Below are 15,502 nucleotides of genomic sequence, written 5' to 3'. Positions count from 1 at the left end.
TGTCAGGCGGTGCGCTGCGTATTCGGCACCGCCCCCGTCCAGCGTTTGAAGGCGCGCCTGAAGCCGCGGGCATCGCTGAAGCCAAGGGTGTGGGCGATGTCGGCTATCGACATAGCGGTGTTTTGCAGTAAGTCGCAGGCTCGCTCGTGCCTGATCCGATCCAGCAGGCCGCTGTACGTCACGCTCAGGTCTGTCAGGCGACGACGCAGCGTACGTTCACTCATGTTGAGCTTCTTTGAAAAGCTCTGCAGGGCTTCAGGGTCGTCGAGGTTGAGGCGAATATGACTGGAGAGGGTTTCAACCAGATCGTTGCGCGAGTCGCGTCGGTTCATCATTTGATCCAATTTAGCTCGCAACGGGCCACACGCCATGTCGTCATAGTCCGGCAGACGCGTGTTCAACCAGTGAGGTTCGCAGATCAAGCGATTTTTCCCGGCCATGAATTTAACCGGACAACGAAATACCCGCCGATAGGCCTGGGCATAATCCGGGCGCGCATACGATAACTCCACCCTGAGAGGGTTGAAGGCTGGCCCTATAAGCCGCCGCACCACGGACACAGCGCTCGAAAAGGCTTCCTCGATCAAGAAGGGCTCAATTTCAAGATCAAACACTTTGGGTTTGACCTCAATGATGAACTCGTTAGGATGAAAGCTGGCACGGTGCTCCAGCAACGCGCCGGTATCACCTTGATGTTCAAGTCCATAGGTGATGGCTTCATCCAAGGTTTGACAGGTCAGCATGGCCAGGCCTGCCAGCCCCCAGGACACCGGTGTCTGACGTATGCCGGTAGCGAGCCCTAATGCAGGGTCTTTGACTGCGCGCTGCGTTCGGACAATCAGCATTCGGGTCTGCCGATAAGACAAGCGCATATCCAGATCAAGCAGCTCGGTATAGCCGAAGCCTAGACCACGACAAATGCGTTCCGTCGACAGTCCGCTTTCCATCAACAGGCTGAACAAGGCCCGTGCGACGTTGGGAACCACCACGGCTGCATCTTGTTGGGGGTGCTGCGTCCAATGCTGGGCAGCGGCTGCGGGTTTTAACATGGGTCGAACTCTCTGCATCGGATGGGGCCGGTGGAGGTCACCCCTACCGCCGGTAATCTAGCACCTCACTTACTGCTCTTGCTGGCATGTCGGATAAGTTTCTTGCGCACGCAGCTTATCTGTCCGCAATGGTCCCCTGAATGGCCGTGAAAGGCTCATCGAAAGCACCGACTTCCCTTTAGATTCCGGTTCGACACTGAACTGAATTTCCAAGGAAAGCTTAATGAACCCAGAACAAGACGCAGCGATTATCGAGCGCGGAAATACCGCCTGTATTATTGGCGCCGGGCCGGGCGGGCTGAGCGCCGCACGTGCACTCAAAGCTAATAAAATCGCCTATGACCAATTCGAGCGCCATTCGGATGTAGGAGGGATTTGGGACATCACCAATATCGGTACGCCCATGTACGATTCGGCGCACTTTATCTCATCCAGGGATCTTTCTGGTTTCGTCGGATTTCCAATGCCCAGGGACTTTCCGGAGTATCCATCCCATCGCCAAATAGCGCGTTACCTCAGAAGTTTTGCCGCCACGTTCGGGCTACGTGAGTCTATTCAATTCAATACGACGGTAACGCTGATCGAGAAAGATTCCGAGGGTCGCTGGTCCGTCGCCCTCAGTGATGGCTCAATACGGCGATATCGTTGGGTCGTGTTAGCGACCGGGACAAACTGGAAGCCTAACCACCCATTGTTTCGTGGTGAGTTCAATGGGGAAATACGTCATTCCAATTCGTTTCAATCCGGGTCGGAATTCCACGGTAAAAACGTGTTAGTGGTGGGCGCGGGTAACTCCGGCGCGGACATTTCCTGCGAAGCCGCTATTCACGCAAAACAAGCCTTTATTAGCATGCGGCGTGGTTACTATTTCATCCCCAAACACGTGTTTGGTATGCCTGCGGATGTATTCGGTGAAAACGGGCCACACTTGCCATTGTGGTTGGCCAGGCCCGTATTCAAGGTTCTGCTGAAGCTGCTGGTTGGAGATCTGACACGCTGGGGCTTACCAAAGCCAGACCATCGCTTGTTCGAGACGCACCCTATTGTGAATTCGCAACTGCTGCACCATCTTCAACACGGCAATATTGCAGTCAGGAAAAACATTGACCGACTGGAGGGCGATTTTGTCATTTTTGAAGATGGCACACGGGAAAAAATCGATTTGATTCTCTGTGCCACGGGTTTCAAATGGGGGGCGGAATGTGCCGAGCAGTTTTTCGAATGGAAGAACGGCAGACCTCTTCTTTATCTTTCGATGTTCAGCCGCACTCACCGTAACCTCTGCGCCATCGGCTACCTCGATCAGAATTCCAGTGCTTTCAAACTGTTCGATACCCAGGCGCTCACCCTGGCGGCGTATTTTCGCGCGCAATTGGATGGGCTCGACACGGCACGCCAATTCGATCAATTGATTCAGAGCGACGATCCGGATCTTAGTGGAGGTATTGAGTTCATTAAATCGGATCGGCATGCGGTCTATCTGGATGCTCGATCATTCACCGCTTACCTGGCGAAGTTGCGAACCGATTTGTATTGGCCGCGATTGACGGAAGACGTGTATGCGGCAATCAAGCTCGATCGGCCGTTTCCAGAGAGCGCTGTGCCTGTCATTCATGACGTGCTGGAGGAGAGTCTGCATGGCAAGTAACACTTCATTTACAGGCTGGATAGCGCTGATTACGGGGGGCGCCGGTGGGCTGGGGCGTGCTATCTCTGCTGCGTTGATCGCGCGAGGCGTCAAGTGCGTGCTGGTCGATATCGATGCAGCCCGCTTGGCCCAAGCCGCTTCCGCACTCGGGCCGCTGGCATTGACCTATCGAGCAGACCTTACTGATCGCGAGTCCCTTGGGGCGCTCGTAAACTATGTGGAAAACGAGATCGGTCGCCTTGACCTGTTGGTTAATAACGCTGGGATATTGAGCAATATTCCTTTCGAAATCAGGCCAGTCGAATCGATTGCACGTGAAGTTCAGCTCAACATGATGGTCCCTTTGGAACTATGTCAGGCCTTTTTACCGTTGTTGCAGTCAGCCAGGGATGGTCGGGTTATTTCAATCGTCTCCCTGGGAGGATTATTTCCCATGCCGGAAACATGCATTTATTCGGCAACCAAATTTGGCTTGCGTGGTGCCATGCTGTGCTTGGGGTTGGACAGCAAACGCTTAGGCGTGAAATTCACCATCGTGAACCCGTCGGCGACGGAAACGCTGATGCTGATGCGCGAGGCCATTGAAGATGGCAACAAGATGCAGTTTATGGACCCGCCTCAAATGCCCGAAGATGTGGCTAAAGCGGTCATCAAGGCGCTTGAAAAACCTCGGCTTGAACTGTTCGTTCGCCCCAGCGAATCATGGACCGCGCGTCTAGCGATGCTCGTTCCCGGAGTTCTACCGTACGTATTGCCCTTGTTTCGCCGCAAGAGTGAAAAGGGACATCGAAACTACGTCATATCGCTCGAACAGCGGGGTTTGATCACCAGAGAAGGTGAAGGCTGGCGCCTGAAATGACCCAAGGAGCATGAACAAAGCACCCAGGACAAAGCAGTCGATGAGTTTTACAGGTTCTATGAGAATGTGCATCTGAATAGACCAGCAAGGCGACTGCAGTTTGTCGGATCGACTATTGCAGTCGCCTTGCTGGTCGTAAGCGGCGCGTGATGATTACCCACGCGCGCTGCCTGATTTACCTGGGCGAAAAGCTCCCAGTTTTTTGTTGAACAACACAACGTAGAGCACAGGAATCAGCCCCAGGGTCACCAGTGTCCCCAGCGCCAGACCGCCCATCAGCGTGATCGCCATGCCTTCCCACAGTGGCCCGGCAAACAGCATCAGCGGGATCAGCCCGATAATGCAGGTCAACTTGGTCATGACGATGGGGCGCAGGCGTTTCACGGCGGCGTTCACTACAGCCTCGTACACCGGCAGGCCCTCGTGGATTTCCGCTTCGATACGTTCCAGCAACAGCACGGCGTTATTCACGATAATCCCCGCCAGGGATAACAGGCCAAACGTGGCCATGAAGCCAAACGGGTAGCCGGTGATCAACAGCGCGACCGCAACGCCGATCAATACAAAGGGGATTGCGGAGACCACGATCAGCAGCTTGCGGAACGAATTGAATTGCCAGACGAACAACAGCAGCATGGCGATCAATGCGTGAGGCAGGTACTGCAACAGCGCCTGGTTGGCATCTGCAGAGTCTTCAATTTCGCCCCCCAACTCGATGCGGTATCCCGGCGGTAAGGCCAGCGCAGCCAACTGTGGCGCCAGTTGCTCGACAATGGAGGTCGCCGTCAGCGAAGGGTTGTGCCCGACCACGGTGATGCTGCGTTCCTGATTGCGGCGTATCAGCGTGGAGGGTTCACTGGATGCGCCGATGTGTGCAATGGCCGTTAGTGGCAAGGGCGTCGAGCCGTCGGCCGGGTAGACCAGAATGCCGCGCAGATCCGGCGAGTCGTGGTTGGTCGCAGCGGGTTCGCGCACCACCAGGGGCACGCGGGTTTCGTTATCCTGCAGTGACGATACCTGAATGCCGCCGAAATGCAGTTGCAAGGCCTGGGCGATGGCTTGGGTTTCCACTCCGGCAAGGCGCGCGCTGTGCTGATCAACCTCGACGGTGTAGCGCGCCAGGCGCGTGCTCCAGTCATCGCGCACATCCAGTGTGCCCGGCACGTTACGCAGGGCCTTCTCAATCTGCCCGGCCAGCGAGCGTAGTACGTTCTCGTCCGGGCCAATTACACGATAGATGGCGACACCGGCCTCGGTGGTTCCCAGGGAAAACCGTTTGGGCTCGGCGCGCAGCTCAGGGTGTTGTTTGAGCAGATAGCGACGCATATTGTCCATGACCGCTTCGATATCCGGTCCCGCCTTGACGCTGACAGTGAAGTAAGCGGTTTCCGGTGCAGGCAACGGCGGGTTGAGGCCCAGCACGATACGCGGCCCGCCATCGCCCACGTAGCCGATGCTATCGACCACCTGCGGTTCCTTGCTCAGCCACAGGCTGATCTCGCGTACGCTTTGCAAGGTTCTGCGCGAGCCGCTGCCGGGCTCCAGGGTGATGGGCACCTGAAACTGCAACCGGTCCGACTGGGGCAGAAAGTCATAGGGCACACGCATCAGTTCGAAGAGGGCGGCAACCAGTAGCACCAGCATGGCCATCAGAAACAGAGTCTTGTGCCGCAGCACTCGGCAGATGATGGCCCGATAACCACGGTAAAAACCGCTGTCGTAGTTGCCCTCTGACGCCTCGTGGCGCGTAGCTTTGGCAAAATACAGGCACAACAACGGCGTAACCGTGATGCTCAGTAACCATGAGCCGAGCAGGGTAAGTGCCAGCACGATGGCCAATGAGCGCAGGTATTCATTGGTGCTGGTCTGGCCAAGAAAGAATGGCGAGAAGGCCAGCACAATCACGAGCGATGAGGTCAACAACGGTATTGCCAGGGTGCGTCCAGCTTCTTCGCAGGCCTGGCGCCGTTCTTCACCGGCATGCAACCGGCGTTCGATGTCCTCGGCAATCACAATACCGTTGTCCACCAACAAGCCGAGCGCGAGGATAATCGCGGCGATCGACACGGTTTGCAGCTCCACCCCCAGCATGCGCATGGCTATCAACGTACCCAGAATGGTCAGCGGTACGATGGCGCCTACCACCAGCCCGGTGCGCCAGCCCAGGAACAGCATGACCACGGCCATGACGATGACCACAGTCTCGATCATCACATGCTTCATTTTGGCCATTTGCTGATCGACCACATCGGCTTGAAACGTCACGATATGCGCCGAAAAGCCTAGCGGGAGTTGCTGTTCCAGCTGCGCCAAACGCGCGCGCAGGGCTGCGCCGAACTGATGAATGTTCTGCCCGGCGGCCATGGACACGGCCAGCACCACCGCGTCCTGACCCTGGTACACCGCGGCTGTCTGGGGTGGATCGGCAGCCATCACTGATACCTGTGCCATGGCGCCTAGCGTCACGGTTTGTGCGCCGCCACTCGAGTCAGGCAGTTGGATGGGCAACGCGCGCAGTTGATCCACACTGAGCAGTTCACCGGTCACGGTGAGTGTGGTGATCTGCCCGCCAATGTCGGCGATACCGCCTGGCGCCAGCACATTCTGTTGCTGCAATTGCTGGAACAGTTGGTGTGGAGACAAACCCAGGCCAGCCAGGCGCTGCGGGTTGAAATCAATCGATAGCTGTTGGTCCTGGATACCGTGCAAGGTGACCTGGCCAATGCCGGGTAATCCGCCCAATTGATCGCGCAGGCGCTTTAACGGCCCGCGCATCTCGCTCATGCTGTAGCCCGGCGCCGTGACGGCAATGGAGGCGACAGCGACGCGCCCGAAATTGTCGTCGACAAACGGGCCTTGGGTGCCCGGTGGAAAGCCGGCACCCGCTTCGGCGACTTTATTGCGTACCTGTTGCCACAGCACCCCAAGGTCCTTGATTTCATCGCGAGCCGTCACCTGGATCACCACGCTGCCGGGGTGGATGGTCGTCACGATGTTTTTGATCTGCGACAGCTCGCGCAGTTTTTCTTCCGTGGGGCGGGCCAGCAGCTCTTCGGCGCGTTCGCTGGGCAACCCAGGAAACTGGATACTCACCAGCGCATCGCGGATGGTCACCGAGGGCTCTTCCTGGGTCGGGAAGCTCAGGAATGTTGCCACGCCTGCAAGAAGGATCAGCAGGGCGGTGAACAACGTCAGGCGGCTCGCACCCAAGGCGTGACGGGTCAGGTTGATCATTCGGGTGTGCTCAAACGACTGGAGGGTGAGAGCAGGTTGACGGGCTGGCCGTCAGTGAGAAACGCGACGCCCGTGACAACCACTTGTTCGCCGCCCTTGAGGCCTTTGTCGATGGCGACACGGCCCTGGTCGATCAGGCCGATCGTGATATCACGTTGGGCGACCTTGCCCCGGGTTGGGTCATAGACGAATACCTGCACCTGGCTGGCATCACCGCCCATGCGCAGGGCCTGGACCGGGATGGTCAGCGCGAGCGGGGCAGGGTCCGCCAACCGCACATTGAGGCTCACGCCGCTGGGGAGCGCGAGGTCGTGGGCGTCCAGGTGAAAACGTGCGCTTTGCAACAGGCCGTTCTGCGCACGCGTCGACAAGCCTTCCAGCACCAGCGGCAGGGTGGACCCAGGCGCGGCCGGGTCGGCTGCGATGGCGTGGTCGCCAGGTTTGAGGCCGGCGGCCTGTTCCACCGGGATTTGCACGATGACCTGCAACGCGCCGCTGGCTTCGAGCTCCATCACCACTTGGCCTGCCGATAACTCGCTGTACAGCTGCGCGGGTCTTGCCACAACGCGGCCGTCAAATGGCGCAATCAGCTGGCCCTGGCGCTGATCGCGCCGCACCAGGTCCAGTGCCGTTTCATCGGCGGCCTGCTGTGCGACAGCGGCCTGCCACGCTGTTTCGGCTTGCTCCATGGCACTGGCCGCGACGCTGCCCTGGGCATACAGCTGCTGCTGGCGAACCTTGTTGTGCTTGCGCTCGCCGGTTTGCGCCACGCTGGCGAACAAGGCCGCCTGCGCTTGTTTCAGGCGTAACCGGACGGCCACCGTATCCAGCCTCGCCAGCACCTGGCCTTGTTTCACTGTATCGCCGACGTCGACATTCAACGCCATCAATCGGCCCGCACCCTCGAAGGCCAAGGCAGCGCGTTGGCGTTGGCGAACCACACCGGTCAATGGCGCGGTATCGGACCCTGCGGCGCGCACGCTGGCGACTTTCACCGACCTTACGGCGGGCTCCGGCACAGCTTCCTCACGCGAACAGGCCGCCATCATCAGGCAGGCAGCACCGAGCATCAGGGGACGGCCCCAAGGACGAAACAACTGAGCAAAACCCTGCATGCTGGACGCCTTGTTATCAGAAGGTGTAGTTGATAGCGAACATGCCCAGGCCGGCGCTCTCACGCCTCACCAGCGGGCTGTTTCGTGCCTGGTCGGCGTACTGGGTCAGCGTCAGGCTGACCAGCGTCGACCATTGCGCGTCCAGGCTGTGCTGCCAGTTCAAGGCGGCGGAGTAGGCGTAGATCCCGGCGTCGGCGTCGTATCGCCCGTAGAGTGAGCGTTGGCTCTGTGCCTGGGTGACGCCGAAGAAGGTCTGGTTGTAGCGGCCATCACCGGCATGGGCGTCGATATCCAGGGCCAGGGTGTCGCTGCCTGCGTGGAACAGGATGCCTTCCAGGCCGAACCGGTAGCGGTTGCCGCGATTCTCGCCGGCCATGCGCAGTTCGGCTTCGCCGCTGATCGACAGCCAGTCAAGCAACTGCTGGCTGAGGGTGAAGTCGGCAACGGTGGCGCCGTTGATATCGCCCATGCCGCGCAGCTCTCGATCGCCCGGGCGTGTGTTGCTGTCCTTGTCCTTGCGGCCCAGGTCGTAGTTGATTGCCGCGCTGGCGGCAAAGCCGCTGTCGGATTGAAACTGCACGCCGACGCCTCGGGTGGTGTCGGCAAACAGCACGCCACGCTGGATGCTGAACATCGGCAACACGAGGGCGCGGTAACGGTCGGCGCCCATGTAGCGCGGCGTGACGCCCATGCCGATTCCCAGGGTTGCCGTGGTCTCGTCGGCAGCAGGGCTGGCACCGGCCGCCTGTGCGTTGGTCATGAGCGTGCTGCATGTAAGCAGCGCGGCACCCCATAGCACGGCGCGGTTAGGGGGAGTGGTCAAGTTCATGGTGAAACCCTTTCTGCGGAGGAAAACAGTGGTGCGCCGGACAGCGCGCGATACAGTGCCAAGCGGTTGAGCAACAACTGATACGTGGCCTTGCGTAATGCGATGGCCGATTCAGCCAGGCGAATTGCAGCCGCCGGGTGCTCCGAACGCGCAGCCGCACCGGCGGCTATCTGCAGGTCGATACGCTTGGCTTTTAATGCGGTCAACGCCGCCAGATCGATTTGCGTGGTGGCGTTGGCCAATGCTTGTTGGCGTTGGCTCAACAGGTCGGCGATTTCGCGGAAGGCGTCCTGTACGGTCTTTTCGTATTGGGCGACAGCTGACTGTTGGCGCGCAGTGGCCAAATCAAGGTTGGCCTGGTTACGGCCACCGTCGAACAGCGGCAGGTTCAGTTGCGGTGTGAACAGCCACGCGCCGCTGCCGGATGAAAACAAGCTGCTCAAGCGTGGGCTGGCTATGCCTGCACCAGTGCTCAACGTGATCGAGGGGAAGAACGCCGCACGCGCGGCACCGATGTTGGCATTCGCTGCGCGCAGCGCTTCTTCAGATTGGCGCACATCGAACCGCTGCAACAGTCGCTGTGACGGCAGTTCGACCAGCCATGGCGGAGTGTCGAGGTCGATGACGGGGATTTGTGTGGCCTCCGTCGTAGGGGCGACCTGATAACCGGTGACCCATGCCAGCGCCTGCAATGCGCGCTCATGGTCGGCGCTTGCATCCTGCAATTGCTGGGTAGCTCGATGAACCTCCATGCTTTGGGTATCGACCATGTCCTGGGCTACCTGGCCTTCCTTTTGCTGGCCGACGAGCATGCTCAGCAGCTGGTTTTGGTCGTCGGAAATGGACTGCGTGTCGCCCTGCACGCCTGCTTGCAAGCGCTCCTGCAAATACAAACGTGCCACTTCAACGATCAGCGCCTTGCGCGCCGCCAGGGCGCCGTAGTGCGTCGCCAGGTATTCATGCTGCGCCGCGTCGGCCAGGCTGCGAACCCTGCCGAAAAAATCCAGCTCGAAGTCCGACACGCCCACGGAGGCGACCGCGATGTCCTGGCCATAACGCTCGTCGGCAGCCTTGTCGTGCAAGTGCTGGCGGTTGCGTTGCAGCCCCAGTGCCACCGTTGGCCAGCGATCGGCACGGGAAATGCCATACTGGGCGCGAGCCTGCTCGACCCGCAATAACGCCAGGCGCAGGTCCCGATTGTAGTTCAGGGCCTGATCAACCAACCGGGGTAGCTGCGCCGATGAATCCAGCCCGATCAGCAACTGTTTTTCTTCCTCGGTAAGCACCTCTACCGCGTTGGTCATGACCGATGGCGCGCCCGTTTCGGGGCCGCCGTGCAGGTTGTTCGGCACCTGCAGCGCGGGGGCCTGGTACGCCGGAGTCAGTGAGCAACCAGCCAACATGCCGACCAGCAGCAAAACCGTGCTTACGCGTTCAGACAGCTTGATAGGCTTGGACAGCGATGCAGTGGTCGGCATAGGATCGGTTCGCGAAAGTCAGGCGTAAGGCAATACTGGCAGCGGACTTTCAATGAACCGTTCGTGAATTATCAAGGTTTCATCAAGAGGCGTATTTGTGTCTGGAAAACGTATCCTTATCGTCGAAGACGACGCCGACAGCGCCAATATTCTGGAAGCCTATTTGCAGCGGGACGGCTTTGAGGTGGCGTTGGCCGAAGACGGCCACCGCGGTCTCGACCTGCACAAGAGCTGGCGGCCCGACCTGATATTGCTGGATGTGATGCTACCGCGCTTGAGTGGCACCGAGGTGTTGTCCGCCGTGCGTCGCAGCAGCGACACGCCGGTGATCATGGTCACGGCCATGGGCGACGAGCCGGAAAAACTGGGTGCCTTGCGTTATGGCGCCGACGACTATGTGGTCAAGCCCTACAGTCCGCGCGAGGTGGTGGCGCGGGTGCACGCCGTGTTGCGGCGTGCCGCGGGCAGCCAACCGGTGGAGCAACTGCTGCGTTATGAAAACCTGCGGATCGACCTCATTGCCTTTACTGCTGCCATTGAACGCGGTGATGGGCAACCGCAGCTGTTGGACCTGACACCCACGGAATTCAAACTGCTGGTCACGTTGCTCAAGACACCCTCGAAAGCCTTCACCCGCGATGAACTGCTCGAAATCTGCCTGCCGGACAGCGAAGCGTTGGCCCGCGTGGTGGACGCACATGTGCATAACCTGCGGCGCAAGCTTGAAAGCCAGGGCATCGCGGGTGTGCTGGTGACGGTGCGCTCCATTGGCTATCGGTTCAGGTGAGCAACATGCTTGAGAAATCACGGGGCAACGACAAACCGTTGTGGCGCTGGGTCGGCATGCGCATGAGCCTGTTGGCGATCGGCGCCGTGGTGGTGATCGCCCTCTGCATGTGGATCAACTTCAGGCTGTCAGACCGAAATTTTTTGCAGCACTTGCCGCCGGCGGCGCGCGAGGAGTTGCTGCAGCTGCGCGCCGAGCCGCAGCTCAACGAGACACGCTTGCGCCAGCTGGTTGCCGAATACTATCCGGTGGAGTTCTTCCAGCCGGACATAGCCAACCGCGACTGGCTGATTCTGGCCTGCCTGGTGATGGCTGCCATCCCGATCATCATTGTCTGTGGCATGTGGTTTTCGCGACCGTTGTCCAGCCAGTTTTCTGCGATTGCCCAAGGTGCACGGCGCGTTGCCGGTGGGGATTTTTTCACCCGCCTGCCACCTCACAAACAAGCACCCGACGAGCTGCAACGGTTGGTCAGCGACTTCAACAGCATGACCACGCAATTGGAGCGCTACGAGCGTGATGTGCGTGAGTCTAGCGCGGTCATTGCTCACGAACTGCGCACGCCGTTGAATGCGGCTATGGGCCGAGTTCAGGGCATGCTTGATGAAGTGTTCCCGAGCGATGCCGTGCAGTTAAGCATGGTCAAACGCCAGCTCGACCAACTCAGAAAACTGGTGGATGACCTGCATCTGTTGTCGATGGCCAGGGCGGGCCGGCTGGTGCTGGAGCGCAGCGATTTTTCATTGGCCGCCTTGCTCGCGGAACGGCTTGCCTGGTTCCAGCCGCAACTGGATGAGGCTCATATTCAAACGCACGTCAGCATTGCAGATGGGCTTCATATCCATGCCGATCGTGATCGCCTGGGGCAGGTGCTGAACATCCTGTTCGATAACCTGCTGCGCTACGCGGGTGGCGGTGGCGAACTGAACGTCATGGCGCATAAAATTCATGATCGGGTCGTGATTGAAATCGGTGACCGCGGCCCCGGCATCGAGGCGCAACACCTGGACAGCGTGTTTGACCGTTTCTGGCGGGCAGAGCGTTCCAGGGCCCGGTACTCCGGTGGCAGTGGCTTGGGCCTGTCCATCGCCCGTGCCATCTGCCAGGCCCATGGTGGGACGATTACCGCAAGCAATTGCCCCCAAGGCGGGACCCTGGTCAGGGCTGAGTTACCAGCGTGATTACATGGCTTGCTGTCCGAACATACAGATAGGGTCTACATCAACTGCACGCTATCAAACACAAAGCCGGGGCTCAGGAAACCGCTTCCGGCTTGGCCCGATGCAACGCCGATCTCCAGCGTATTTGTGCCCGGTCGTAATGCGCTGGCCGGAATGCTCACCTCAAACACGGTGTTATTGCCTCGATAAGTGCCTCGGGTGATACCGCGACTGTTGGGTTGGGTGGAGGCGGGAGGCACGGGTGCGGTCCAATGCTGGTTGACGCTTACTTGTGGGCGACCACCGCCTTGAGCCAGCGGGATAAACACACGCAGGTGATAGTCACGTACCTCGTCGGCGGCCAGGACAAACTCGATCCGAGTGGGACTGTTGATGTCGCGCCATTGCGCAGCGGGAAACGCGTCGAGAGGACTGCTGCCGACGGTATAGGTGGCAGGAGCCCATGACGCCATTCTTGTATCGCTTGGATGGGCCGATGACAGCAGCCCGGCGTTACGAAAGCCCGTCGGGGTGCCATCGGGTACGCCGATTTGCCATTTCACCTGGCCTGTCGGTGGCCGTGCGTTCAGGGGCGTCTGCGCGGTGCCGCCAGCCTTTACCTCCACAGTGGTTTGCACCACTTCCAGTTCGCGTTGATAAAGCGTCATTCGGTATTGCCCTGGGCGTACATCCGTCAGATAAAACTGGCCGTTGCCATCGACAGGTGCCCAATACTCGGCGTTGGTATTGCTCAGGCCCACCACGGCGGGCAGGGTAGGGGCCACCCCGGAAACGCGACCTGTCACCGCGCCGCGTCCGGCACTGTCCAGGAAGCCTGCGAGCCCTAGGGAGTTGTTGACGAAAGCCAGGTTGGTCAACGCTTCGCAAGGCGCGTCACCGTCAGTGAACAGCAGCCCATACACCCCGTGCAAGCCGCCTCGATAGGGCTCGGTCTGGGTGTGGTTGGAAAACATGTAGTTGTACAGTTCATGAGTGGCGGCGGTCTTTTGGGTGGCGATATCTTTGAAAAACGGCCCCCCGGAACTGAGTTCCCGATTGCCCATCAGCATATACACCGCGACGCCCGGGCCCTTAACCCCGTGCAGCGGGTCGTCGATCATCGCTTGTGCCGAGTAGAACTTGGAACTGGTGCGCCCATCCGGCAGCAGGAATACATCCTTGCCTTCGATCGCGGTGCCGACATTGGAGTCGGTCCCGCGTGTGGCCTTTGGCAACGTATTGACGTTGAGCCGCGCAACAAAACGCAATTCGCCCACCGGCATCAAAGTCGGGGCATAGGTCGCCATGTAAATCGCGTTGCGCCCTTTATCGGCAAGGTAGTACTGGATCAAATCACCTGCCCGTGCGCTGATCACGATGACGTCGCCCACCGTGCGGGCGTCCACTTGCGCGGTGCCCAGGCCGGAAGCGATTTGCGAGGCTTTGGGCTCGGTTGTCTGCAACTCGTGGCCGTGAAAGCGAATGGACACCAGATCGCCGTTACGGGTATCCACGCTGAAGACCAGATCGGCGCCGGTATCGACAACCATCCGGGTACCCGTGCGCGTCGCCCCGAAACTGGCGGCGTGCGCGTGAGCGACAACCGCCATGCCACACAACACCATCAGCAGTGCACGTCGCATCAGTTTGTCCCCGCGTTAAGGTGGCCTGCTCCGGCGTTTCTGGGCACTTGGGCCAGCGCAATCTCAGCAGGCTGTGGCGTGATAAGGTATTCACGGTACGCGCTAAACGCTGTAAGCGCCGGCACATCCTGGGGCCGGTAATCGTCGCCGCTCAGATGTTGTTGATTGACCACACAAGGCCTGCCGATCGCGCCCCGGCAGGCATCCCCAGCCGTTTGCGCTAGGGGGGCGAAGGGCGCGAAGGCCGTACCCGGTTGCCGGGTATCGTTGAACAAAGGATGCGACACGTCCTCGAAGGCGTTGCCTTCCACCAGCAGGTGCGAGGTGGCGGTGCGCGACATGATAGCGCCCTGATAGGACAGGTGTGCGAACACGTTGTTGACCAGTTGCGCGCGAATATCGGCATCGCCCATGCCGCCGGAATGAGGCGCGCGTCCCGAGGTGTCATGCACGTAATTGCCGACCAGCGTGAGGGTGTCGTGATGCCCCAAGAACAACCATACCCAGTAATGATGACCGTCACAGGTGGCGGAGTAGGACGTGCGGCCATCGAACTCGTTGTAGGACAGCGTCACGTGTGTCGCGCTGCCCCAACCGGTGACCACCATCTGCCGGCCAATGCGTACGAACGTGTCATGGTCGATCCAGACGCCATCGGCATCGTCCAGCGTGAGCGCGTCGCCGCCCCAGACCACCCGGGGGTTGATGTCAGATAGGGTCAGGTTACGAACAATGACATTGTGCGTGCCGCCCCCGATGAACAGTCCCATTCCCTGGATACCGGCATGATTGCCCAGACCTATCAACGTCTTGTTCGAACCGATCTTAAGGCGCTGCAACCCGGCCTTGTCATAGGTCACGGTGGCCGTTGGCTTGGACTGGCAAAAATGATTGGCGCCATCGATCGCCCATTGCCCGCCGCCATGGGCGCAGGCATTGGCCATGCAGCCGGCCTCTGTGACCTGGGCGCTGCCGTTCGTGATGACCGAACCGCGAAAATCGAACGTGTGGTCCAGGGTAATGATGCGCGGCGTGTCATCTGTGCACTGACCTCGGGTGTCGTAGGTCGCACACAGAGCCGTTTTAAGTTCATCGGGCGTCGAGGGGCGCACAACCGTGGCGTTACCGCCCCCGGTGACCCCCTTGGCAAAGCCCACAGGATGAACATCGGCCCGTGCACACTGGGGTGATATCAGAACCGCACAGAGTATGGACGCGGACAAGCAGCGCACGAGGCAAGTGCTGGGCTTCAAGTGCATCTCCTGAACGTTGAGTACGGCGCAAAAAGCCGGCGGGGCCTGGTGAATGAGACAAGCTATGATTTGAATACCCAGCAAAATTTATCAAACGGTTTGATTCCCGATCCTGAGTGGCTTCAGGTTAGGTTCAGTTGGAGCGGTGCTGGCTATGAATGTTATCTGCCAAGTGGGGCTTGGGGCGCGATTTCCAATAGCGGCTACGATTTCCGCGGTTGTCTCTATAGCGACCATCGAACTCCGCCCAGACCTTCTGCTGCCGAATATTGATCCTGTCAAATTAAGATGGAGTGGGGGTCAGTCTTTAATCAGCACCAACCTATCTCAGTTTTTTAGATTAAATATCTATAATTTAGCGAGTGCGGAGGCGGTAGTGGTTATAAAGAGCGGGAAAGACGGATGGCAAGCCGCATAGTGTGAAAAAGTGTCATAAATAAAATTGCT

At 59.3% G+C, this 15,502-nt stretch carries 11 protein-coding genes and 1 pseudogene; 5 read left to right on the top strand and 7 right to left on the bottom strand.

Going from position 1 to position 15,502, the window contains the following annotated elements; genetic code table 11:
• Positions 1-2: 2 nt before the first annotated feature.
• Entirely contained in the window at positions 3-1,049 is a 1,047-nt protein-coding gene (locus J3D60_RS05085; protein WP_253490170.1) for an AraC family transcriptional regulator, read from the bottom strand.
• Between the two features lie 223 nt (positions 1,050-1,272).
• On the opposite strand from J3D60_RS05085, the gene J3D60_RS05080 reads away from it, so the two are divergent.
• The 3 genes and pseudogenes from J3D60_RS05080 to J3D60_RS31325 form a co-directional block, all read left to right on the top strand.
• The gene (locus J3D60_RS05080; RefSeq protein WP_253490168.1) at positions 1,273-2,697 is read left to right on the top strand and encodes an NAD(P)/FAD-dependent oxidoreductase; all 1,425 of its coding nucleotides are present in this window, start codon (positions 1,273-1,275) and stop codon (positions 2,695-2,697) included.
• Entirely contained in the window at positions 2,687-3,556 is an 870-nt protein-coding gene (locus J3D60_RS05075) for an SDR family oxidoreductase (protein ID WP_253490167.1), read from the top strand. Before J3D60_RS05080 ends, J3D60_RS05075 begins: the two co-directional genes overlap by 11 nt.
• A gap of 45 nt (positions 3,557-3,601) precedes the next feature.
• Positions 3,602-3,706: pseudogene (locus tag J3D60_RS31325) on the top strand (hypothetical protein); the annotation flags it as partial.
• Between the two features lie 3 nt (positions 3,707-3,709).
• Here J3D60_RS31325 and J3D60_RS05070 read toward each other — a convergent pair.
• Genes J3D60_RS05070 through J3D60_RS05055 form a run of 4 tightly spaced genes read right to left on the bottom strand, consistent with a single transcriptional unit; the run spans position 3,710 to position 10,212 of the window.
• A complete protein-coding gene (locus tag J3D60_RS05070) occupies positions 3,710-6,790 on the bottom strand; it encodes an efflux RND transporter permease subunit (RefSeq protein ID WP_253490166.1) in 3,081 nt (1,026 codons plus the stop codon).
• Entirely contained in the window at positions 6,787-7,905 is a 1,119-nt protein-coding gene (locus J3D60_RS05065) for an efflux RND transporter periplasmic adaptor subunit (protein WP_253490165.1), read from the bottom strand. The genes J3D60_RS05070 and J3D60_RS05065 overlap by 4 nt, the downstream gene beginning before the upstream one ends.
• A 16-nt stretch (positions 7,906-7,921) precedes the next feature.
• Positions 7,922-8,734, bottom strand: a complete 813-nt coding sequence (locus J3D60_RS05060; protein WP_253490164.1) for a MipA/OmpV family protein — start codon at positions 8,732-8,734, stop codon at positions 7,922-7,924.
• On the bottom strand, positions 8,731-10,212 hold the full coding sequence (locus J3D60_RS05055; protein WP_253490163.1) for an efflux transporter outer membrane subunit: 1,482 nt from the start codon (positions 10,210-10,212) through the stop codon (positions 8,731-8,733). Before J3D60_RS05055 ends, J3D60_RS05060 begins: the two co-directional genes overlap by 4 nt.
• A gap of 97 nt (positions 10,213-10,309) precedes the next feature.
• On the opposite strand from J3D60_RS05055, the gene J3D60_RS05050 reads away from it, so the two are divergent.
• Positions 10,310-10,999 (top strand): response regulator, encoded by a 690-nt coding sequence (locus tag J3D60_RS05050; RefSeq protein ID WP_253490161.1) that lies wholly within the window; start codon positions 10,310-10,312, stop codon positions 10,997-10,999.
• 5 nt (positions 11,000-11,004) lie between these two features.
• The gene (locus J3D60_RS05045; protein WP_253490159.1) at positions 11,005-12,180 is read left to right on the top strand and encodes a cell wall metabolism sensor histidine kinase WalK; all 1,176 of its coding nucleotides are present in this window, start codon (positions 11,005-11,007) and stop codon (positions 12,178-12,180) included.
• Between the two features lie 35 nt (positions 12,181-12,215).
• Here J3D60_RS05045 and J3D60_RS05040 read toward each other — a convergent pair whose 3' ends face one another.
• Both J3D60_RS05040 and J3D60_RS05035 read right to left on the bottom strand, forming a co-directional pair.
• Positions 12,216-13,802, bottom strand: coding sequence for a rhamnogalacturonan lyase B N-terminal domain-containing protein (locus J3D60_RS05040; protein WP_253490157.1), 1,587 nt, complete (start codon positions 13,800-13,802; stop codon positions 12,216-12,218).
• A complete protein-coding gene (locus J3D60_RS05035) occupies positions 13,802-15,013 on the bottom strand; it encodes a pectate lyase (protein WP_253493958.1) in 1,212 nt (403 codons plus the stop codon). The genes J3D60_RS05040 and J3D60_RS05035 overlap by 1 nt, the downstream gene beginning before the upstream one ends.
• Positions 15,014-15,502 lie beyond the last annotated feature (489 nt).

The sequence above is a fragment of the Pseudomonas sp. S3E17 genome (genome assembly GCF_024168685.1).
Taxonomy (GTDB): Bacteria; Pseudomonadota; Gammaproteobacteria; order Pseudomonadales; family Pseudomonadaceae; genus Aquipseudomonas; species Aquipseudomonas marginalis.
Note: the sequence above shows the minus strand (reverse complement) of the source record. Positions and strands in the feature narration are given on the sequence as shown.